Source organism: Tabrizicola caldifontis (assembly GCF_004762095.1).
In the GTDB taxonomy this organism is placed as follows: Bacteria; Pseudomonadota; Alphaproteobacteria; order Rhodobacterales; family Rhodobacteraceae; genus Tabrizicola; species Tabrizicola caldifontis.
In genome coordinates this window covers 140,208-159,197 of sequence record NZ_SIJH01000002.1, presented here as the reverse complement: position 1 = coordinate 159,197, position 18,990 = coordinate 140,208, and the positions used below count along the sequence as shown (strand labels likewise).

The window sequence follows — 18,990 nt, the reverse complement described above, 5'->3', positions numbered from 1 at the left end:
CCTACTTGCCGATGCAGAAGCTGGCGAAGATCTCGCCCAGCAGGTCATCCACATCCACGCGGCCAACCAGGGCATCCAGGGCCCGGACCGCCTGCCGCAGATGTTCCGCCGCCAGCTCGACGCGCGAGTCATTCCTTACCATTTCTGCCCGCGACTCGGCCAGAGCAGCAATCGCCGTTGTCACGGCCACGCGATGCCGTTCGCGCACCAAAGCACCGGCCGAGCCCACCCGCTGCGCCAGGATTTCGCCGATCCGCGCAATCAATTCAGGCACGCCTTGCCCGGTCTTGCCAGAGACGGCCAGCCCAGAATACCCAGATATGGTGTCCGCCTTGCCATGAACCACCAGATCATCGCCTTCCGGTTCCAGGGGCAGCGGCGAGCCATCGGTCAGGAACAGCCGCAGATCCGCCGCCTGCGCGCGGGCAAGCGCCCGCTCGATCCCGGCGCGTTCCAGCCGATCCTCGGTTTCCCGCAGCCCCGCCGTATCGAGGAAGGTCACCGGCAGACCGGCAATCTCCATCCGCACCTCGATCACATCTCGTGTGGTGCCGGCGATCTCGGACGTGATGGCCGCCTCGCGACCCGAAAGCTGATTGAGCAGCGTGGATTTCCCCGCATTGGGTGCGCCGACGATCGCCACCTCAAAGCCGTCGCGGATCCGTTCGGCCGCCGTCACCCCGGCCGCCTCGCGGCCAAGATCGTCCATCAGCCCGTCGATCAGCTCCAGCACCTCGGGCGAGACATCGACCGGCACATCCTCGTCGGCAAAATCGATAGTCGCTTCCAGCAGGGCGGCAGCCCGGATCAGGTCGCGCCGCCAGCCTTCCACCTTCTGGCCAACTGTGCCCGACAGCACCCGCACGGCCTGCTTGCGCTGTGCCTCGGTCTCGGCGTCGATCAGGTCGGCCAGCCCCTCGACCTGCGGCAAGTCCAGCACGCCGTTTTCCAGCGCGCGGCGGGTGAACTCTCCCGGCTCGGCCATCCGCAGCCCCGGCTGATCGGCCAGGGCCCGCAGCACCGCGCCCACCACCGCCGGGCCGCCGTGGCAATGCAGCTCTACCACCGTCTCGCCGGTGAAGCTTGCACCTTCGGCAAAGGTCAGGACCAGGGCTTCGTCCAGAAGCTCTCCACCCCAGGTCAGACGGCGCAGACTGGCGCGGCGCGGCTCGGGCAGACTGCCGCACAGCGCCCTGCCCGCCGCAAGTGCATCGGGCCCCGAGATCCGAACCACGGCGAGGCCCGACCGACCCCGCGCCGTGGCGAGGGCATAGATCGTGTCCATCGCCGCCTGCGCCTTACGTGTTCATCGATTCAAAGAATTCAGCGTTGGTCTTGGTCTGCTTGAGCTTGGAAATCAGGAACTCGATCGCATCCGTCGTGCCCATCGGGTTCAGGATCCGGCGCAGGACATAGGTCTTCTGCAGGTCGGTCTTGTCCACCAGCAGATCCTCTTTCCGGGTGCCGGATTTCAGGATGTCCATGGCCGGGAACACGCGCTTGTCGGCAACCTTGCGGTCCAGCACGATCTCGCAGTTCCCGGTGCCCTTGAATTCCTCGAAGATCACCTCGTCCATGCGGCTGCCGGTGTCGATCAGCGCAGTGGCGATGATGGTCAGCGACCCGCCTTCCTCGATGTTCCGGGCCGCGCCGAAGAACCGCTTCGGGCGTTGCAGGGCGTTCGCATCCACACCGCCGGTCAGCACCTTGCCCGAACTCGGCACCACAGTATTGTAGGCCCGGCCCAGACGGGTGATCGAATCCAGCAGGATCACCACGTCGCGCTTGTGTTCGACCAGACGCTTGGCCTTCTCGATCACCATCTCCGCCACCGCGACGTGCCGCGTCGCCGGTTCGTCGAAGGTCGAGGAGACGACCTCGCCCTTCACCGACCGCTGCATGTCGGTCACTTCCTCGGGGCGTTCGTCGATCAGCAGCACGATCAGATAGCATTCCGGGTGATTGACCGCGATCGAATGCGCGATGTTCTGCAGCAGGACGGTCTTCCCGGTGCGCGGCGGGGCCACGATCAGCGCGCGCTGGCCCTTCCCGATCGGCGCCACCAGGTCGATGATCCGCGCCGATCGGTCCTTGATCGTGGGGTCGTCGATTTCCATCCGCAACCGCTCGTCGGGGTAAAGCGGCGTCAGGTTGTCGAAATGGACCTTGTGCTTGGCCTTTTCGGGGTCATCGAAGTTGATCTTCGTGGCCTTCACCAGGCTGAAGTAACGCTCGTTTTCCTGCGGGGCCTTGATGACGCCCTCGATCGTGTCGCCGGTGCGCAGGCTGAACTGGCGGATCATCTCGGGGCTGACATAGATGTCGTCCGGGCCGGGCAGATAGTTGGCCTCGGGGCTGCGCAGGAAGCCGAAGCCGTCCTGCAGCACCTCAAGCACACCATCGCCGCCGATCTCCCAACCTTCCTCGGCATGCTCCTTCAGGATCGAGAACATCATCTCGCCCTTGCGCATGCTGGGGGCGTTCTCGATTTCCCATTCCTCGGCCATGGCCAGAAGGTCGGCCGGGGTCTTGGCCTTGAGGTCGGCGAGATTGAGACGTTCGATAGTCATGGAATACCTTCAGGGGATCGGCCCGACGGGCGGATCACAGCATGGTTGGGTCGGGAGGCGCCATGGGCCGGACGGCCCCGCATCCGGCCGGATACGACGCAGCCCGGCAAAAGTCAACGGCGCAGCGTCAGAACCGGGTAATGACCGCAAAGACGATGACCACCATCAGCAGCGTCGGAACCTCGTTCATGATGCGGTAGGTCCGGCCACTGCGTGTATTGCGGCCGCTTGCAAAATCCTTTCGCCGCGCGGCCAGCCAGCCATGGAAACCCGTCATGGCCAGCACGCATGCCGCCTTGGCCCATGACCAGGGGGCCGACCAGTCCACGATCCCGGGCGTGAAGACCAGGGCAAGGCCGAAAACCCAGGTCGATATCAGGGCGGGGTTCATGATCGCCCGCAACAGACGGCGTTCCATCGTCTGAAACATCTCGTCCGTGCGGGTGCCGGTCAGCACCTGTTCGGCATGATAGACATATAGGCGCGGCAGGTAGAACAGCCCCGCCATCCAGGTGATGACCGAAATAACATGTAGCGCCTTGATGACCAGATACCACTCTGTCAGCCAATCGGTCATGTGCCTTCTCGCAGGTGCAGCCTCAACTTCAGCTTCGTCTTACAAAGAAGAAGAAAAAGAAGGAATGAGGTTGTAGTAGACCCTGTGGAGAAGGGGATTAACCCGACCATCCCCAGATTTTCCCACGGAACAAAAGCTGTGGATGAATTCGGGATAACTTGGTTCCAGACGCGCCTTCTGAAATAAAAACAATTAAAAACAATATGTTATCGGTAGAAAATCCAGTCTCATTTCCACAGGACGCGCAGGCGGATCGTCATGAAAGACCTGTCATCCCCAATCAGCGTGACAAGTCCTTGCACAGCGGGATATCTCTGGCATGGCGGGCGTGAAAAGCCCCCGGATCAAGGGGAACTTCCTTCGCGCAGGCTTTTCCCGGATCCTGCCCAAAGGAACAAACCGAGGATATGCACAGGGTTTCCCATGACGATCATTCTGGCCTCTACCTCTCCTGTCCGGCTGCAGATGCTCCGGTCCGCAGGACTTGCGGTAGAGGCAGTAGCCCCGCGCGTGGATGAATCCGCAGTGCGTGATGCGCTTCTGGCTGAATCCGCCCGTCCCCGCGACATTGCCGACGCGCTGGCCGAAATGAAGGCGCGAAAGGTGGCAGAACGGCGGGCTGACAAGCTGGTTCTGGCTTGCGATCAGGTGCTCGAAATCGAGGGAAGGATCCTTTCGAAACCCGAAAGCCCCGAGGAAGCGCATGAACACCTTCGCCTCTTGCGTGGCAGGTCGCACAAGCTGCTGTCTGCCATCGTTGCCTATGAAGACGCCAAACCCGTGTGGCGCCATATCGGAGAGGCGCGTCTGACCATGCATCCTGTCAGTGACAGTTACCTGGACGACTATGTTGCACGAAACTGGGAAAGCATCCGCCACTCTGTCGGATGCTACAAGATCGAGGAAGAAGGCATCCGGCTGTTTTCGGCGATTTCCGGCGACCACTTCACGATCCTTGGCCTGCCGCTTTTGCCCCTGTTGGCATGGATGAGAACTCGGGGCATGATCGCGACATGACCGAGCATACCCGTATTCCCCTGGCCTGTGTTATCGGACACCCGATCGCCCACAGCCGAAGTCCGGCGCTGCATGGCTACTGGCTGAGGCGCTATGGGATCAAGGGGCACTATGTGCCGATCGACATTGCGCCGCTTGAGCTGAACGAACTTTTGCGGATCCTGCCAAGGCTTGGCTTTGTGGGCGCGAACGTTACGATTCCCCACAAGGAGGCGATCCTGAACATCGCCGACATCGTTACCGACCGGGCGGCGCTGATCGGGGCCGCGAATACCCTGATCTTCCGCAAGGACGGAAAGATCCACGCCGACAACACGGATGGATCCGGCTTCATCGCCAACCTGCGCCAGAATGCCCCGCACTGGGTACCGGCAGCCGGCCCGGCCGTTGTGCTGGGGGCTGGCGGCGCGGCACGTGCCGTGGTCGCTGCGCTGATCGAGGTCGGGGTGCCCGAAATCCGGCTGATGAACCGGACAAGGGCACGCGCCGATGCCTTGCGGTCCGACTTTGGCGCGAAGGTCCATGTGCACGAATGGGTGCAGGCGGCGAACCTGCTGGAAGACGCCGCAATGCTGGTGAACACCACCTCGCTTGGCATGACGGGCAAGCTTGACCTCAACATCCCGCTCGACCGGCTGAACCCGCACGCCCTGGTCACCGACCTGGTTTACACCCCGCTCAAGACCCAGCTTCTGATCGAGGCAGAGGCGCGCGGAAACCCGGTGGTGGACGGGCTGGGGATGCTTCTGCATCAGGCGGCTCCCGGTTTCGAACGCTGGTTCGGCATCAGGCCGGACGTCGACGAAGCCACGCGCAAGGCCGTGTTGTCGGCATGAGCTTCCTGCTGGGGCTGACCGGTTCGATCGGAATGGGGAAATCGACAACCGCAGCGATGTTCGCAGAGGCCGGCATTCCGGTCTGGGATGCCGATGCCGCCGTTCATCGCCTTTACCAGCCGGGCGGCAGGGGTGCGCGGGTTGTCGCGGGGCTGTTTCCGGCAGCCATGGAAGGAGATGGTTCCGTCAGCCGTCCGAAACTTCGCGCGCTGCTGCGGGCCGATCCTTCCGCACTGGACCGGCTGAATGCGGCCATCCATCCCCTGATCGCCGAAGATCGCGCCGAGTTCCTGCGCCAGCACCTTGCGGCGCCGGTCGTGGTTCTGGACATACCCCTGCTTTTCGAGACCGGGCTCGACGCTTCGTGCGACGCGGTCGCCGTTGTCACCGCCCCGGCAGAAATGCAGCGGGACAGGGTGCTGAGCCGCGGCATGTCGGACGCCGACCTTGCGCTGATTCTGGCACGGCAGTTGCCAGACGCCGAAAAGCGTGCCCGGGCCGATTACATCATTCCCACGACCAGCCTTGAAGCCGCCCGCGCCGCGGTGAAGGATGTGCTGGCAGACATAGACCGTCGGACCCGCCAGAATGCGTGAGATCGTCCTCGACACCGAAACCACGGGCTTCGAACCCGCCGAAGGGCATCGCATCGTCGAGATCGGCGCGGTAGAGCTTTACAACCACCTGCCGACAGGGCGGACCTTTCATCAGTACATCAATCCCGAGCGCAGCATGCCGCGCGAGGCGTTCGAGGTGCATGGACTCGGCCACGACATCCTTGAGCCCCCGGGGCCGCCCGTGCCCGGGGGTGTGACCCTGCGCGACAAGCCGGTGTTCGCCCGCATCGGACAGGCGTTTCTGGATTTCATCGCTGATGCGCAGCTGGTCATTCACAACGCCGCCTTCGACATGAAGTTCCTGAATTTCGAGTTCGAGCGCATCGGCCTGCCAACCCTGCCTTATTCGCGGGCGACCGACACGCTGATGATCGCGCGCACCAGGTTTCCAGGCTCGCCGGCGTCGCTCGATGCGCTGTGCCGGCGGTTCGGCATCGACAATTCGATGCGCGAAAAGCACGGCGCGCTTCTGGACAGCGAAATCCTTGCCGAAGTCTATCTGGAGCTGATCGGGGGCCGACAGCCCGACCTGGTCCTTGCCGGAGCTGCCGCACGCCCGGCCAGCACGACCGCAGCCGAAGCCGCCTGGCGGCCCCGCCCGCGGCCAGAACCCCTGGCCCCGCGGATCACCCCGGAAGAGGCCGCCGCACACGAGGCAATGATCGCAAGGCTGGGCGACGCGGCGATCTGGCGCAAGACAGGCTGATCGTCAGTTCGGGCTTCCACCGGCCGTCTGCTGGGCCTGCTGAAGCTGCGCCCTGCGGGCCAGTTCCTGCCGGTACAGGGCCAGGAAATCGACCGTATCCACATTCAGCGCAGGGAAGCCGCCGTCGCGCGTGACATCCGAGATGATGCGGCGCACGAAGGGAAACAGCAGCCGCGGGCATTCGATCAGCAGGAAGGGATGCAGCTGTTCCTCGGCGACGCCTTCGATGTGAAAGGTGCCGCCGTATTCCAGCTCCAGAAGGAACAGGGGTTCATTGTTGACCTTGTTCTTCGAGGTCACCTTGAACTTGGTGATGACCTCGTACTGGTTGGCCACGGGCCGCTTGCGTGCGTCAAGGCTTACGGCCACCTGGACGTCGGGCTGAACCTCGGCGCCGGACAGACCCTTCTGCATCACCACGTTCTCAAAGGACAGGTCGCGGACGTACTGTGCCAGAACCTGCATGCGAACCTGCGGCGGGGTGGCGGCGGCGGCGCCATTGCCGGGCTGGTTTTCGTCGGCCATCAAGGACTCTCCCAAAAGCTTTGCCGCGTTCCTATCAGGTCAGCCCCGTTGGCTCAATGGCGCGTCCATTCGGATGGCGGCCTTTCCCGGCCCGGCTGGTCGGGGGGCTCGACTTCGTGCCATTCGCCTTCGATGATGGTGGTGTGAACCGTCGTGCCGCGGGCCTTCTGCAGGCGGCGCCCGATCAGGGTGATGATGATCTGGCGAACCGGCGGGAGAAGCAGCAGCAGGCCGATCGCATCGGTCAGGAAGCCGGGAAGAATAAGCAGCCCGCCCCCCAGAACCACCATGACACGATGCGCCAGCGGCGACAGCGGGTCGCGAAATTCATGCATGTCGCGGCTGATCGCGACCGGACCACCGCTTGCCACCCCCCTCAGCACGATCATGCCAAGCATCGCGGAAAGGATGACCCAGCCAATGGTTGCCCACATCCCGATCCAGCCGCCAATCTGGACGAAAAGGCCGATCTCGATCAGAGGAACGGCGAGAATGACCAAAAGAAGCCACATGTTTCTTCCCCTTGAGCCTCTGCGGCCGTCCTCTGGTGGACTTCACGGGCACCCCACCCTACATAGGGCAGGCAGTGCGAAAGCCAAAGAGAAACCCAAACCTGTAGAGGGTGGCATGAACGGATCCCTGATCCAACTTCTGGTCCTGGCCGGGATCGCGATTTTCCTGATCCTGAAGCTGCGGTCGGTTCTTGGAACCCGGGACGGTTTCGAGAAGCCGCCGATCCCCCTGGACGAGGTGCGCCCCCGTGTGCGCCGCGACTTCGAGGTGATCGAGGGCGGGGTTGACCGCGACATCACCGACCACGTCCCCGAGGGCTCTTCCGCAGCAAAGGCGCTGGCCGCCATGAAGCAGGCAGAGCCATCCTTTGCCGTCACGCCCTTCCTGCAGGGCGCGCGCAGCGCCTATGAAATGATCCTGATGGATTTCGAGAAAGGCGATCTTGAGCGGATCCGCCCCTTCCTGTCCGATGACGTTGCCGCCAGCTTTGCCGAGGCCATTGCCCAGCGCGAACGCGAGGGGCTGACGATCGAGGCAAGCTTCGTCGGCATGAAGGAAATGGCGCTGCAGGACGCGACCTTCGACAAGGCCACCGGCATCGGCGAAATCTCGGTGCGCTTCGTCGGCGAACAGACCTATGTCGTCCGCAACAAGGCCGGCGAGATCGTCGAAGGCAACCCGCGCGAGATCCGGAAATCGCGCGATGTCTGGACCTTTGCCCGAAAGATGGGCTCGGACGACCCGAACTGGCAGCTTGTTGCCACGGGCGAATGATGCACCGGGGATGCGCGGGTTTCTTCGCATCCTGGGGGTCATGGCGGCAATGACCGCAGGTCCGGCCCCGGCCGAGATGCTGGAGTTCGAGGCGCTTGACGGCTGGCATGATGACAACCACGCCGAGGCGTTGACAGCCTTCCTGCGTACCTGCGACCTGATCGATGCGCCGGACTGGCGCCCGATCTGCGCGGTGGCCGCCGATGTGCCGCAGGACGACACCTCTGCACGCAGCTTCTTCGAGCTTTTCTTCAGGCCGGTTGTGGTGGGCAGACCACCCGCCCTTTTCACCGGATATTTCGAGCCCGAACTTGAGGGGTCTCCGGTCCGCAGCGGGCGGTTCCAGTATCCCATCTATCGCCGCCCGCCGGAGCTGCGCGAGGGGATGGTGTATCATAGCCGCCAGGCCATCGAATCCGGCGCGCTTGCGGGTCGCGGGCTGGAGCTGGCCTGGCTGGACGATCCGGTGGATGTCTATTTCCTGCAGGTGCAGGGATCGGGCCGGATCCGCATGTCCGACGGCTCGGTGATCCGCGTGGGTTACGCGGGGTCGAACGGCCACGCCTACCGCTCGGTCGGGCAAGAGATGGTCCGGCGCGGCACGCACACGATGGATCAGGTCTCTGCCCCCGAAATCGCCAGTTATGTCCGCAGCAACCCGGGCGAAGGCAGGAATCTGCTGCACACCAATCCGTCCTACGTCTTTTTCCGCAAGATCGGGACGCTGGATCCGAAGGATGGACCGATCGGCGCAATGGGCCGGTCGATCTCCACGCTGCGGTCAGTCGCCATCGACCCCAAGTTCACCCCCCTCGGCGCACCGGTCTGGATCGAGAAAGACGGACGTGCGCCGATCCGCCGCCTGATGGTGGCGCAGGACACCGGGGGGGCGATCAAGGGCATGCAGCGCGCCGACATCTTCTATGGAACCGGCCCCGCCGCCGGCGCGGCCGCCGGAACGGTGAAGCATCCGGGGCGCATGGTTCTGCTGCTGCCCATCGACCGGGCTTTCGCCATGCTGGAAGGCAACTGATCCCATGGCGCGCCGCCGCCAACTTTCGCCGGAGGAGGTCGAGCTCTGGCGCGCGGTTGCCCGGACGACGCGCCCGATGCACGGCCCCGACGCGCCGCGCCCACCCGAGGCAGATTCGCGTCCGGTGCCGGAGCCGCTGCACCCCGCACAGCCCCGGCTGCCACCCTTTACGCTGGGCGAAAAGGTCCGCGTTCCCGAACGGCGCGAACTGGCGCCCACCTTGCCCGAGTTGCTGGCGCAGGCGCCCTTGCAGATGGATGCCAGAACCCACGGCAAGATGCGGCGCGGCAAGCTTGCCCCCGAGGCCCGGATCGACCTGCATGGCCTGACGCTGGCAGAAGCGCACCCCGAGCTGATCCGCTTTGTCCTGAACGCCCATTCCCAGGGGCTGCGGCTGGTTCTTGTCATCACCGGGAAGGGCAAGCGCAGCGAGGATCTGGGCCCGATACCCCAGCGCATGGGCGCGCTTCGCCATCAGGTGCCGCACTGGCTGCGACTGCCGCCCCTGGGACCGGTGGTTCTGCAGGTCAGCGAAGCGCATCTGAAGCATGGGGGTGCGGGCGCCTATTATGTCTATCTGCGTCGGCGCTGACCGGCTTACTCTGCCGGATCGACAATGGCCTCGACCGGCGCAAGCACGACCTTTGTCGCGTTTTGCACCGTCAGGACCAGCCCTGGCAAAAGACCGATCCGCGACCGCGCATCTGCCTTGAATGCCTGATCAATGCCGATCAGCCCACCGAACAGGCTAAGCAGCGCCGGGTTCTGCCCCAGGTTCAGATGACCCGAGCCGGTGTTGTAGGCAGCGGTGTCCAGGTAGATCACCTTCAGATCGGCCAGTCGGGAAACATCGTCCAGCCGGCCCAGCCGGTCTGCCTCGCCGGCGATCAGGGCCGACAGGCCCAGCACCCGGTCGCGCGAGCTGCCGAAGATGACAAAGGGTTGCGGCAGACCCCCCATGTCGCGTGCCTGTGACCGAAACACGTCCACGTCCAGATCGGGCGAAATCAGGATGACCCCGGCAATGCGGCCCAGCGTGCGCGAATCCTTGCGGATGGCCATCTGGCGCAAGGTCTCCATCGTCAGGGCAGAGCCCATGGAATGAGCCACGATGACGATCTCGCGCGCACCGGCATCGGCGACCGAATCGAGCAGCTCCTCGAACCCGCTGCGGCTGAACATCGCCGATTCGCGGTCGTACACATAGCCAAGCGCCGAGCCGCGTGACGGCCAGGCAAAATGCACCCCCACCCCCGGCACCCTGAGGTCATGGTGCATCTGCGCCACCCGCAGCACGCTATCGGCCATGGTATTGTTGAAACCGTGGACATAAACCACGGCATCGGTCTGCCCCTGCCGCCCCATCGCCGCCGACAGCGCCGCACGAAACTCGCGCGCCGAGGCAAAGCGGGTCTCGTTCATCAGCAGGAAATGCCGTTTCGGATCGGGTTTCTGCCCTTGGCGCGGCCAGTCAAGCGAGCCCGGTTCGCGGTCGGTCGGGATCGAAAGATCGTAGCGGACGAAGCCGGTCGTGTCCGAACGAAGACGGGTAAAGCCTTCCGGTCCCGGCTGCCGCATGGTGCCCACGAAGATCGTCGTGGCAGGTTCCACCCCACCCCCGGCCGGGGCAGCGACAAAGGCAGCCCTTGGCGCGCAGGACATGAGGATGAAGACAAGCACAATCAGTCGCAATGGCATGTCGTCACCCTGACCAGCCCTGCCGGCGCGGTCAAGGCGCGTGCGGACACACTAGGCGGCAACCCCCAGCGCGCGCAGATGATCGCGCATCCGGACCGTTTCGGTCAGCACATCGTCGAACAGGGTGTTCATGTAACCCTGATGCACATATTCCACCGCCAGCCAGCCGCGGTAGCCGGCATCGCGCAGCGTGCCGATCATGGCGGTGAAATCCAGAACCCCTTCGCCCCATTTTGCCTGCAGCGAACCGGGACGCGCCTGCCGCAGATGCACATGCCCCGCGTGCGGCGCCAACACGTCGATCTCGGCCTGACGGAAGCCCATGCAGACGAAATGCGCATAGTCCAGCGCCAGCTTCAGCCCCGGCACCTGGTCCAGCATCCGCAAGGTATCGGCGGGCGAGGCAAGCAGACCCCCGACATGCGGCTCGACCGTCAGGGTCACGCCGTGGCGCCGCGCCACCGCGAGAAGATCGCGCAACCCGGCTGCTGCCGCCTCGAAGGCCCCCGGGCCACTGATGCCCGGCAGCACGAAGATGGTCGGGCATCCTGCCGCCCTGGCAAAGCGGCAGACCGTCTCGAACTCTGCCGTGTTCCGCGCACGGGCAGCGGGATCGCTGACCGCATTTTCGGCGATGTCGCGCCCGAACAGCCAGTAGAGGTTGGAAACCGTCAGCCCGTCCAGATCGCCCGCCGCGGCCTCGGGCTCGGCCAGGATCTTCTGCCGGTCCAGGGCTGCCCCGTGCAGAAGGCCGATATCCATTGCGCGGAACCCCAGGGCTTCGGACACGCCCCGCGCCTCGGCCAGGGTGCAGGCCGGAAACGACCAGGATGTGATGGTCATGCGCATGTCTTCCCCCCGACTGGTCATGCCAATTCCGGAAAACTGACCGTAGACACGGCGCAAGACAAGCAGATTTTGCCGTTTCTGCCCCTGCCAAGCCGCGATGCAGCAACGAAATCGCTTGCTTTCCTGAAATTGGTCTGACCAATATTTCCCGCAACCGGAGCGGGGGGAGCCAGTCCGGTTCTGAAAAAACCACGGGAGGACGTCGTTTCATGAAACATCTGAAAGTTTCCACGCTTGCGCTTTGCGCATTGCTTGCAGCCCATGGCGCGCACGCGCAGGCTGTCACCGCCGACAAGGGCGGCAAGGTCAACATGGTGCTGCTGCCGAAGTTCCTTGGCATCCTGCCCTTCGATCAGGCCAACCGTGGTGCGGAAGAGGCCCATGCCGAACTGGGCAATACCGGCACGCTGCTTTACACCGGGCCGACGCCCGAGAATTCGGTCGCCGGACAGATCGAGATCCTCACCACCGCCGGATCGCAGGGCCAGGATGTCGTGATGCTGTCGAACAATGCCGGTGATCAGATCGCCCCCGCGGCCGAGGCCGCGCAGGCCGCAGGCACCAAGGTCGTCACCTGGGACAGCCCTATCCCCAGCGGCAAAGGGGAATCGCTGTTCGTTGCGCAGGTCGATTTCGGATCCATCGGCGTTGTGATGGCCGACATGGCCCATTCGATCATGGGAGGCGAAGGCGAATTTGCCGTGCTCTCGGCCACCCCGGACGCTGCGAACCAGAACGCCTGGATCGCCGCCATGCAGGAGGCGTTGAAGGATCCGAAGTACGCCAACATGAAACTGGTGGATATCGTCTATGGCGACGACCAGTCCGAAGTCAGCTACAACCGCGCCCTTGCGCTGGTGGACAGCCATCCGAACCTGAAGCTGATCATGTCGCCTACCACCGTCGGCATTCAGGCCAGCGCGAAGGCGATGCAGGACGAAGGGCTTTGCGACCGGGTCAAGGTTTCAGGCCTGGGCCTGCCAGCCGAGATGGTCAGCTACACGCTGAACGGCTGCGCACCTGAGTTCGCTTTGTGGAGCTTTGTCGATCTGGGCTATCTGACCTACTACACGAGCTACATGCTGGCGACCGGAAAGATCAAGGGCGAGGTCGGCGAGACCTTCACCGCCGGCCGCATGGGTGACTACACGATCGAGGAAGATCCGGGCCGCCCGGGCGCAAAGCGCATCCTGATGGGGCCGTTCACCGTCTACACCAAGGACAACGTCGAGGCAGAGGCGAAGTAACGCCATTGCCCGATCACGGTCAGCCCCTTGCTCCCCGGGGGCTGACCGCCCTTGCCCGAAGGTTGCCGGAATGCCCCCTGTCCTTGAAATGCGCAACATCTCGAAAAGCTTCGGCGGCACGGCTGCGCTGTCCGGCTTTTCCCTGGTGCTGAAGCCAGGGCGCATCCACGCCCTCGTTGGCGAGAACGGTGCCGGAAAATCCACCCTGATCAAGACGATGACCGGCATCCATCAGCCCGATTCCGGCGAGATCCTGGTCGATGGCCAGCCCGTCACGCTGCGGGGCACTGCTGCCGCCCAGCGTGCAGGCATAGCGGCGATCTATCAGGAGCCGATGGTCTTTCCCGACCTCTCGGTTGCCGAGAACATCTTCATCAGCCACCAGAACCGCCCGCAGCTGATCGACTGGTCGGCCCTGAACGACGAGGCCGCCGCAATGGTCGCCCGGCTTGGCGTCACGCTCGACCCCACGCGATCGGCGGCGGAACTGACACTGGCCGAACAGCAGACGGTAGAGATCGCGCGCGCGATCTCGCTGAATGTCCGCGTGCTGATCATGGACGAACCTTCCGCCTCGCTGTCGGAACACGAGGTGCAGCGTCTGTTCGGCATTGCCCGGTCCTTGCGCGATCAGGGGGTGGCCGTCCTTTACATCTCTCACCGTCTGGAAGAGATCTTCGCGCTGGCCGACACCGTCACCGTGATGCGCGACGGCCAGCATATCTCGACCCGGCCGGTGGACCAGGTGACCCAGGCCTCGATGATTGCGGAAATGGTCGGCCGCGACATGGCTGGCCGCTTCGCGCGCGCGCCGTCGAAGACGACGGGCGAGGTGCTTCTGAAGGTTTCTGACCTTTCCAGAAACGGCGTCTTCCGCAATGTCAGCTTCACCGTGAACAAGGGCGAGATCCTGTGCTTCTCGGGCCTCGTCGGGGCGCGGCGGACGGATGTGGCTCTGGCGCTGTTCGGCGTGGCCCCGGCCGATGGCGGCCGTGTCGAACTGGCCGGAAAGACCGTGACGATCACCAGCCCCGCCCAGGCAAAGGCGCTTGGCATCGCCTATGTCTCGGAAGACCGCCGGAAGCTGGGCCTTGCGCTGACCGAGGGCATAACCCCCAACCTGACCCTGCCGATGCTGCCGAAATACTCCGGCCCCTTTGGCTGGCTTGACCGGGTGCGGGAACTGGCGGATGCGCAAGCCTTCCGCGACAGGTTGAACATCAAGGCGGCCAACCTGACCGTTCCGGTCGGCACCCTTTCCGGCGGCAACCAGCAGAAGGTCATGCTGGCCAAGTGGCTGAACACCCGCCCCCGCCTGCTGATCGTGGACGAACCCACGCGCGGCATTGATGTCGGTGCCAAGGCCGAGGTGCACCAGATCCTGCGCAGCCTGGCGGCAGAGGGGGTTGCGATCATCATCATCTCGTCCGACCTGCCCGAGGTACTGTCGCTGGCCGACCGCATCATCGTGATGCGCGAAGGCCGGATCGTCGGTGAGTTCAAGGGCGAGGAAGCAACGGATGAGGCCGTCATGCACCTTGCCGTCGCGGCAGAGGTGGCCTGATGCGGGTTTCGCTTTCCACCCTTCGCATCCTGGTCCTGCTGGGCGTGTTCATCGCCACGGTCCTGTTCTTCGCCAGCCAGATCGACGGCTACATGAACGCCCGTCTGTTCAACCGGATCTCGGGGTCGGTCGCGGTGATCGCGCTGATCGCGGTCGGTCAGGCCTTCGTCGTGCTGACGCGCAACATCGACCTTTCCATCGGCTCGGTCGTGGGCTGCACCGCCTATTTCACCGGCGGCATCCTGATGGCATGGCCAGACCTGCCGCCGGTTCTGGTCCCGGTTCTGGCCATGGCCATCGGCGCGGCATTCGGGGCGTTCAACGGCTTCCTCGTGGCCCGCTTCCGGCTGCCATCCATCATCGTGACCCTGGCCACGCTGGCGATCTTCCGCTCGATTCTGGTGCAATCCTCCGACGGTTCATCCATCACCACCGATCGCCTGCCCGCCTGGCTGACCGAATTCGCCACCATGAACGCCTTCACTGTCGGAGATCTGCAAGTCCGCTGGATCGTGGTGATCTCGCTTCTTGTCGTGCTTACAGCGCATGTCTTCCTGACCCGGTTTCGCGCCGGGCGGACATTCTACGCCATCGGCTCCAACCCCGACGCGGCGGCCTTTGCGGGCCTCAACGCGGCCCGGACCATCTTCCTGGCATTCGTGATCTCCGGCGCCCTGGCTGGGCTGGCCGGTTTCCTGTTCCTTTCACGTTTCGGCAACATCACCGTGGTCGCGGGCCTGGGGCTGGAGCTGAAGTCGGTCGGCGCGGTCGTCGTTGGCGGGGTCAACATCTTCGGCGGGTCGGGTAATGTGCTGGGCGTGCTGATCGGGGCCGCGCTGATCGATCTGATCGACACCTCGCTGGTGCGTTGGGCGCTGGTGAGCGAATTCTGGCGCGAGGCGGTGCTTGGCCTTCTGATCCTTTTGGCTGTTGCCGCCGACACAGTTCTGATGCGCCGCCTTCTGCGCCGCAAAGGGGGTGCCGCATGACGTGGATGCGCAGCTGGGAAGGGTTTCTGTTTCTTGTCCTTGTCCTGATCTACGCGCTGAACGCCTGGACCTCGCCCGTCTTCCTGACGGTGGGCAACCAGATCAACATGGTCCAGCTTTCCGTCGAGAAGATCATCGTTGCCCTGGTGATGACCTTCGTCATCATCAACGGCGAGATCGACCTTTCGGTAGCCTCGGTCATGGGCCTCGCCGCCTGCGCATTCGGCTGGATGGTGCAGGCAGGCGTGCCGGGGGGCTGGGCCATCGTCATCGCGCTGGGCATCGGCCTGGCTTGCGGCGCGTTCAATGCGCTGTTCATCGTGGGCTTCGGCATCCCGTCGCTGGTCGTGACCCTGGCCACGATGATCGCCTTCCGGGGCTTCGCCCGCGTGCTGGTGGAAGACCGCGGGATCAGCGGCTTTCCAGACTGGTTCAATGCGCTGGGCCAGAGGGGTCTGGTCGGGCCGGTGCCGCTGGCAATCATCATGTTCGCCGTGCTGGCGGTTCTGGCCTTCCTGATCCTGCAGCGCACGGCCTTTGGCCGTAAGGTCTATTTCATCGGTGCGAACCGGGCGGTGGCCGAATATTCCGGGCTGGACGTGCGTTCGGTCAAGATCAGGATCTTCATCGCCTCGGGAACCGTCTCGGCCCTGGCCGGCATCATGTTCGCCGCTCGGGTCGGTGCGATCCGGGGCGATATAGCACAGGGGTTCGAGCTGGACATCATCACCATGGTTCTTCTGGGCGGGGTCAGCATCTTCGGCGGCGCGGGCACCATGTCGGGTACGATCCTTGCTATCCTGATCGTTCTGGCCCTGCGCAACGGCATGGCGCTTCAGAACATCACCGGGCATATCCAGACCGGCGTTCTTGGCGTGCTGCTGATCCTGTCGGTGATGGTGCCGATCATCCGCGAAACCGGCAGCCGCCTGCTTGCGAGGGTGCGATGAAACAGCCACGACTTCATCTGGTGAAGACGCTGTCCGAACCGATCGGCAAGAAGGCCGTCAGCGAACTGGTCGTCCAGCGCATCCTTGATCTGGTCAAGGCGGGCCATCTGTCCGCCGGGGACAAGCTGCCGCCGGAACGCGACCTGGCAGAGCAGCTGGATGTCAGCCGCCCCACGGTGCGCGAGGCACTTCGTGCGCTGTCCATCCTGGGCGTCCTGGAAATCCGTCACGGCGGCGGCGTCTATGTCACGGCGCTGGATGCCGACGACCTCTTGTCGCCGATGGATTTCTTCGTCTCGCTCAACGCCCAGAACATGGCGGAACTCTTCGATGCCCGCATCCATTTCGAGCCGATGCTCGCGGGGCTGGCGGCCGAACGTCTGACCGACGCGGCCCTGGGCCGGCTGGCCGACCTGGTCGCCGCCCAGGTCGCCGATCCGGAGGACGCCGAGCTGTTCCACGACACCGATGTGGAATTTCACAAGACCATCCTCGAAGCCTCGGGCAACGACTTCCTGTCGCGTTTCGGCAAGCTGTTGCAGGTGCTGGGCGATCAGGGGCGGCAGGCCTTCCAGAAGCGCAAGTCGATCCGCCAGCAGTCGATCGAGGATCACCAGGTGATCCTTGCCGCCCTGCAGGCCCGCGATCCCGCCGCCGCACAACGCGCGATGCGGCAGCACATGGTCAATGTCCGCAACGCATTAAGGGAGGTGACAGGTGCGTAAGGCGCGTATCGCAGTTCTCGGCGCCGGATGGTGGGGCGCGCATGTCTACATTCCCTCGCTGCTGGCCGATCCGACGGTCGATCTGGTGGCAGTGAACCGGCGCGACCCCGCGGCGCTGAAGGAAATCACCGACCGCTTCGGCATTGCGCGGGGCTACACCGATTATCGCGAGCTTCTGGCCACCGAGAAGCCCGATGGTGTTGTGATCGTTTCGCCGCACACCGTTCACCATGAACAGGCCATTGCCGCACTTGATGCCGGCGCGCATGTCCTGATCGACAAGCCGATGGCCACCAGCGCCGCGCAGGCGCGGGAAATCGTCTCTAAAGCGGCGGAAAACGGCCTTCAGATCATCATACCCTATGGCTGGAACTTCAAGGATTTCACGCGGCAGGCCGCCGATCTGATGCGGCAGGGGCGGATCGGCACCATCCGTCACGTCGTCTGCCAGATGGCCAGCCCGACCGAAGATCTGTTCGGTGGCGAGGGGCTGATCGAAACCCGTGACCACATGTTCCAGCCGCAGAAGGACACCTGGGCCGATCCGGCCAAGGCGGGGGGCTACGGCTGGGGGCAACTGTCGCATGCGCTGGGCCTGATGTATGCGCTGGTCGATCTGGCCCCGGTCGAGGTCATGGCGATGACCGGTCTCTCTCCGGCAGGGGTGGACTGGTATGATGCCGCCGTGGTGCGCCTGTCGAACGGGGCTACCGCCGCACTGTCGGGGTCTTCCACCGTGCCCAAGCACTGCGGCTATCAGCTCGACATCCGCATCTTCGGCTCGGACGGGATGCTGCTGATCGACGTCGAGCGCGAACGCATGGAGCTGCGCCGCAAGGACAGTCAGGACGTGGTGCTGGATGTGCCGAAGGGCGCCGGGGCCTATCAGTGCATCGAGCCGACCCAACGCCTGGCGCAGATCTGTCTCGGCACGGCGCAGCGCAACGAAGCCCCCGGTATCGTCGGCCAGCGTGCCGTGGAAACGCTGGATGCCATGTATCGCGCCGCCCGGTCCGGCAAGGTGGAGCAGGTCTGATGCCCCGCTGGCCGAACCGGACCGAGGACATCGTGAAAGGGGGCTTTTCAACCCCCCTTGACGCGCCGATGGTGCCGGCGTTCCCCTTCGCCTTCCGGGGTTGCCAGATCCTGACGCTGGTCTATCGCACCGACATCGAGGCGATCCGCGCCCTGATGCCGGAACCGCTGGTCCCCACCGGGGCCGAGGTGATGATCCACATCTACCGGATGACCGACACCCAGCGGCTTGGCCACTATCACGAGGTCAACGTCATGGTTGGCGCCGAACTGTCCGGCAGGGCTGTCGGCAGCTATTCGCCCTATCTCTTCCTGTCCTCAGACATCGGCGTGGCCCATGGGCGCGAGGTTCATGGCCAGCCGAAGAAGCTGGCCCGGCCCTGGCTCGATTTCCGGGGTGATCTGATTGTCGGCGGGATGGAGCGGAACGGGATCGACGTCCTGACCGGGACCATGCCCTACAAGCAGACTGCCGCCGATATCGGCCAGTTGCAAGCGATCTTCCCCTTTGCCACCAACCTGAACCTCAAGGCGGTGGACCATATCGACGGCACCCCGGCGATACGGCAGCTGACCAGCCGCAGCCTGGCCGATGTGACCATCCACGAATGCTGGCGCGGCCCCTGCACGGTCGAGCTTCGCCCCAATGCCCAGGCGCCGATCCATCGCCTGCCCGTCCGCGAGATGCTGGATGGCTTCTTCTGGGCCGCCGATTTCACCCTGGTCCCCGGCCAGATCATCCACGACTACCTGAAGGAGGCATGA

21 protein-coding genes are annotated in these 18,990 nt (G+C 64.3%); 14 read left to right on the top strand and 7 right to left on the bottom strand.

What is annotated here, in order from left to right:
• Window position 1: 1 nt before the first annotated feature.
• The 3 genes from mnmE to hemJ all read right to left on the bottom strand — a co-directional run bounded on the left by mnmE (window position 2) and on the right by hemJ (window position 3,147).
• Window positions 2-1,285 (bottom strand): tRNA uridine-5-carboxymethylaminomethyl(34) synthesis GTPase MnmE, encoded by a 1,284-nt coding sequence (gene mnmE, locus EYB42_RS02330; protein WP_135447780.1) that lies wholly within the window; start codon window positions 1,283-1,285, stop codon window positions 2-4.
• 13 nt (window positions 1,286-1,298) lie between these two features.
• On the bottom strand, window positions 1,299-2,570 hold the full coding sequence (gene rho, locus EYB42_RS02325) for a transcription termination factor Rho (protein ID WP_135447778.1): 1,272 nt from the start codon (window positions 2,568-2,570) through the stop codon (window positions 1,299-1,301).
• Window positions 2,571-2,697: 127 nt separating this feature from the next.
• On the bottom strand, window positions 2,698-3,147 hold the full coding sequence (hemJ, locus tag EYB42_RS02320) for a protoporphyrinogen oxidase HemJ (RefSeq protein WP_135447776.1): 450 nt from the start codon (window positions 3,145-3,147) through the stop codon (window positions 2,698-2,700).
• Window positions 3,148-3,570: 423 nt separating this feature from the next.
• Between hemJ and EYB42_RS02315 the strand changes: the two genes are divergently transcribed.
• The 4 genes from EYB42_RS02315 to dnaQ are packed head-to-tail and all read left to right on the top strand — an operon-like array spanning window position 3,571 to window position 6,323.
• Window positions 3,571-4,164: a Maf family protein gene (locus EYB42_RS02315; RefSeq protein WP_135447774.1), complete on the top strand. Its 594-nt coding sequence runs from the start codon at window positions 3,571-3,573 to the stop codon at window positions 4,162-4,164.
• Complete coding sequence (locus EYB42_RS02310; RefSeq protein ID WP_135447986.1) at window positions 4,161-5,000, top strand: shikimate dehydrogenase; 840 nt, start codon at window positions 4,161-4,163, stop codon at window positions 4,998-5,000. The genes EYB42_RS02315 and EYB42_RS02310 overlap by 4 nt, the downstream gene beginning before the upstream one ends.
• Window positions 4,997-5,596, top strand: a complete 600-nt coding sequence (gene coaE, locus EYB42_RS02305; RefSeq protein ID WP_135447771.1) for a dephospho-CoA kinase — start codon at window positions 4,997-4,999, stop codon at window positions 5,594-5,596. The genes EYB42_RS02310 and coaE overlap by 4 nt, the downstream gene beginning before the upstream one ends.
• Window positions 5,589-6,323 carry a DNA polymerase III subunit epsilon gene (dnaQ, locus tag EYB42_RS02300; RefSeq protein ID WP_135447769.1) on the top strand — a complete coding sequence of 245 codons (735 nt, stop codon included), beginning with the start codon at window positions 5,589-5,591 and terminating at the stop codon, window positions 6,321-6,323. Before coaE ends, dnaQ begins: the two co-directional genes overlap by 8 nt.
• A 3-nt stretch (window positions 6,324-6,326) precedes the next feature.
• Here dnaQ and secB read toward each other — a convergent pair whose 3' ends face one another.
• Window positions 6,327-6,848 carry a protein-export chaperone SecB gene (gene secB, locus EYB42_RS02295; protein WP_135447767.1) on the bottom strand — a complete coding sequence of 174 codons (522 nt, stop codon included), beginning with the start codon at window positions 6,846-6,848 and terminating at the stop codon, window positions 6,327-6,329.
• Window positions 6,849-6,901: 53 nt separating this feature from the next.
• Window positions 6,902-7,360, bottom strand: a complete 459-nt coding sequence (locus EYB42_RS02290) for an FxsA family protein (RefSeq protein WP_135447765.1) — start codon at window positions 7,358-7,360, stop codon at window positions 6,902-6,904.
• A 115-nt stretch (window positions 7,361-7,475) separates the two neighbouring features.
• Between EYB42_RS02290 and EYB42_RS02285 the strand changes: the two genes are divergently transcribed.
• The 3 genes from EYB42_RS02285 to EYB42_RS02275 are packed head-to-tail and all read left to right on the top strand — an operon-like array spanning window position 7,476 to window position 9,760.
• Window positions 7,476-8,135 carry a Tim44/TimA family putative adaptor protein gene (locus EYB42_RS02285; protein ID WP_135447763.1) on the top strand — a complete coding sequence of 220 codons (660 nt, stop codon included), beginning with the start codon at window positions 7,476-7,478 and terminating at the stop codon, window positions 8,133-8,135.
• A gap of 10 nt (window positions 8,136-8,145) precedes the next feature.
• Window positions 8,146-9,168 (top strand): murein transglycosylase A, encoded by a 1,023-nt coding sequence (gene mltA / locus EYB42_RS02280; RefSeq protein ID WP_135447761.1) that lies wholly within the window; start codon window positions 8,146-8,148, stop codon window positions 9,166-9,168.
• Window positions 9,169-9,172: 4 nt separating this feature from the next.
• Window positions 9,173-9,760 (top strand): Smr/MutS family protein, encoded by a 588-nt coding sequence (locus EYB42_RS02275; protein ID WP_135447759.1) that lies wholly within the window; start codon window positions 9,173-9,175, stop codon window positions 9,758-9,760.
• Between the two features lie 5 nt (window positions 9,761-9,765).
• Here the strand turns inward: EYB42_RS02275 and EYB42_RS02270 are convergent, their stop codons facing one another.
• Both EYB42_RS02270 and EYB42_RS02265 read right to left on the bottom strand, forming a co-directional pair.
• The gene (locus tag EYB42_RS02270; protein WP_135447757.1) at window positions 9,766-10,866 is read right to left on the bottom strand and encodes an alpha/beta hydrolase; all 1,101 of its coding nucleotides are present in this window, start codon (window positions 10,864-10,866) and stop codon (window positions 9,766-9,768) included.
• 51 nt (window positions 10,867-10,917) lie between these two features.
• Window positions 10,918-11,709: a sugar phosphate isomerase/epimerase family protein gene (locus EYB42_RS02265; RefSeq protein WP_205909948.1), complete on the bottom strand. Its 792-nt coding sequence runs from the start codon at window positions 11,707-11,709 to the stop codon at window positions 10,918-10,920.
• Between the two features lie 215 nt (window positions 11,710-11,924).
• Here EYB42_RS02265 and EYB42_RS02260 point away from each other — a divergent pair, with 215 nt between their 5' ends.
• The 7 genes from EYB42_RS02260 to EYB42_RS02230 all read left to right on the top strand — a co-directional run bounded on the left by EYB42_RS02260 (window position 11,925) and on the right by EYB42_RS02230 (window position 18,990).
• On the top strand, window positions 11,925-12,962 hold the full coding sequence (locus EYB42_RS02260; RefSeq protein WP_135447753.1) for a rhamnose ABC transporter substrate-binding protein: 1,038 nt from the start codon (window positions 11,925-11,927) through the stop codon (window positions 12,960-12,962).
• 70 nt (window positions 12,963-13,032) lie between these two features.
• Complete coding sequence (locus tag EYB42_RS02255; protein WP_135447750.1) at window positions 13,033-14,526, top strand: sugar ABC transporter ATP-binding protein; 1,494 nt, start codon at window positions 13,033-13,035, stop codon at window positions 14,524-14,526.
• Window positions 14,526-15,515 (top strand): ABC transporter permease, encoded by a 990-nt coding sequence (locus tag EYB42_RS02250; protein ID WP_135447748.1) that lies wholly within the window; start codon window positions 14,526-14,528, stop codon window positions 15,513-15,515. The genes EYB42_RS02255 and EYB42_RS02250 overlap by 1 nt, the downstream gene beginning before the upstream one ends.
• On the top strand, window positions 15,512-16,465 hold the full coding sequence (locus EYB42_RS02245) for an ABC transporter permease (protein ID WP_135447746.1): 954 nt from the start codon (window positions 15,512-15,514) through the stop codon (window positions 16,463-16,465). Before EYB42_RS02250 ends, EYB42_RS02245 begins: the two co-directional genes overlap by 4 nt.
• On the top strand, window positions 16,462-17,190 hold the full coding sequence (locus EYB42_RS02240) for a FadR/GntR family transcriptional regulator (RefSeq protein WP_135447744.1): 729 nt from the start codon (window positions 16,462-16,464) through the stop codon (window positions 17,188-17,190). Before EYB42_RS02245 ends, EYB42_RS02240 begins: the two co-directional genes overlap by 4 nt.
• Window positions 17,183-18,226: a Gfo/Idh/MocA family protein gene (locus EYB42_RS02235; RefSeq protein ID WP_135447742.1), complete on the top strand. Its 1,044-nt coding sequence runs from the start codon at window positions 17,183-17,185 to the stop codon at window positions 18,224-18,226. The genes EYB42_RS02240 and EYB42_RS02235 overlap by 8 nt, the downstream gene beginning before the upstream one ends.
• A complete protein-coding gene (locus EYB42_RS02230; RefSeq protein WP_135447740.1) occupies window positions 18,226-18,990 on the top strand; it encodes an acetoacetate decarboxylase family protein in 765 nt (254 codons plus the stop codon). The genes EYB42_RS02235 and EYB42_RS02230 overlap by 1 nt, the downstream gene beginning before the upstream one ends.

Excerpts from the sequence above, each read along its gene's own strand:
- mnmE (WP_135447780.1), bottom strand. The coding sequence starts at position 1,285 with ATGGACACGATCTATGCCCTCGCCACGGCGCGGGGTCGGTCGGGCCTC.
- rho (WP_135447778.1), bottom strand. The coding sequence starts at position 2,570 with ATGACTATCGAACGTCTCAATCTCGCCGACCTCAAGGCCAAGACCCCG.
- hemJ (WP_135447776.1), bottom strand. The coding sequence starts at position 3,147 with ATGACCGATTGGCTGACAGAGTGGTATCTGGTCATCAAGGCGCTACAT.
- EYB42_RS02315 (WP_135447774.1), top strand. The coding sequence starts at position 3,571 with ATGACGATCATTCTGGCCTCTACCTCTCCTGTCCGGCTGCAGATGCTC.
- EYB42_RS02310 (WP_135447986.1), top strand. The coding sequence starts at position 4,161 with ATGACCGAGCATACCCGTATTCCCCTGGCCTGTGTTATCGGACACCCG.
- coaE (WP_135447771.1), top strand. The coding sequence starts at position 4,997 with ATGAGCTTCCTGCTGGGGCTGACCGGTTCGATCGGAATGGGGAAATCG.
- dnaQ (WP_135447769.1), top strand. The coding sequence starts at position 5,589 with ATGCGTGAGATCGTCCTCGACACCGAAACCACGGGCTTCGAACCCGCC.
- secB (WP_135447767.1), bottom strand. The coding sequence starts at position 6,848 with ATGGCCGACGAAAACCAGCCCGGCAATGGCGCCGCCGCCGCCACCCCG.
- EYB42_RS02290 (WP_135447765.1), bottom strand. The coding sequence starts at position 7,360 with ATGTGGCTTCTTTTGGTCATTCTCGCCGTTCCTCTGATCGAGATCGGC.
- EYB42_RS02285 (WP_135447763.1), top strand. The coding sequence starts at position 7,476 with ATGAACGGATCCCTGATCCAACTTCTGGTCCTGGCCGGGATCGCGATT.
- mltA (WP_135447761.1), top strand. The coding sequence starts at position 8,146 with ATGCGCGGGTTTCTTCGCATCCTGGGGGTCATGGCGGCAATGACCGCA.
- EYB42_RS02275 (WP_135447759.1), top strand. The coding sequence starts at position 9,173 with ATGGCGCGCCGCCGCCAACTTTCGCCGGAGGAGGTCGAGCTCTGGCGC.
- EYB42_RS02270 (WP_135447757.1), bottom strand. The coding sequence starts at position 10,866 with ATGCCATTGCGACTGATTGTGCTTGTCTTCATCCTCATGTCCTGCGCG.
- EYB42_RS02265 (WP_205909948.1), bottom strand. The coding sequence starts at position 11,709 with ATGACCATCACATCCTGGTCGTTTCCGGCCTGCACCCTGGCCGAGGCG.
- EYB42_RS02260 (WP_135447753.1), top strand. The coding sequence starts at position 11,925 with ATGAAACATCTGAAAGTTTCCACGCTTGCGCTTTGCGCATTGCTTGCA.
- EYB42_RS02255 (WP_135447750.1), top strand. The coding sequence starts at position 13,033 with ATGCCCCCTGTCCTTGAAATGCGCAACATCTCGAAAAGCTTCGGCGGC.
- EYB42_RS02250 (WP_135447748.1), top strand. The coding sequence starts at position 14,526 with ATGCGGGTTTCGCTTTCCACCCTTCGCATCCTGGTCCTGCTGGGCGTG.
- EYB42_RS02245 (WP_135447746.1), top strand. The coding sequence starts at position 15,512 with ATGACGTGGATGCGCAGCTGGGAAGGGTTTCTGTTTCTTGTCCTTGTC.
- EYB42_RS02240 (WP_135447744.1), top strand. The coding sequence starts at position 16,462 with ATGAAACAGCCACGACTTCATCTGGTGAAGACGCTGTCCGAACCGATC.
- EYB42_RS02230 (WP_135447740.1), top strand. The coding sequence starts at position 18,226 with ATGCCCCGCTGGCCGAACCGGACCGAGGACATCGTGAAAGGGGGCTTT.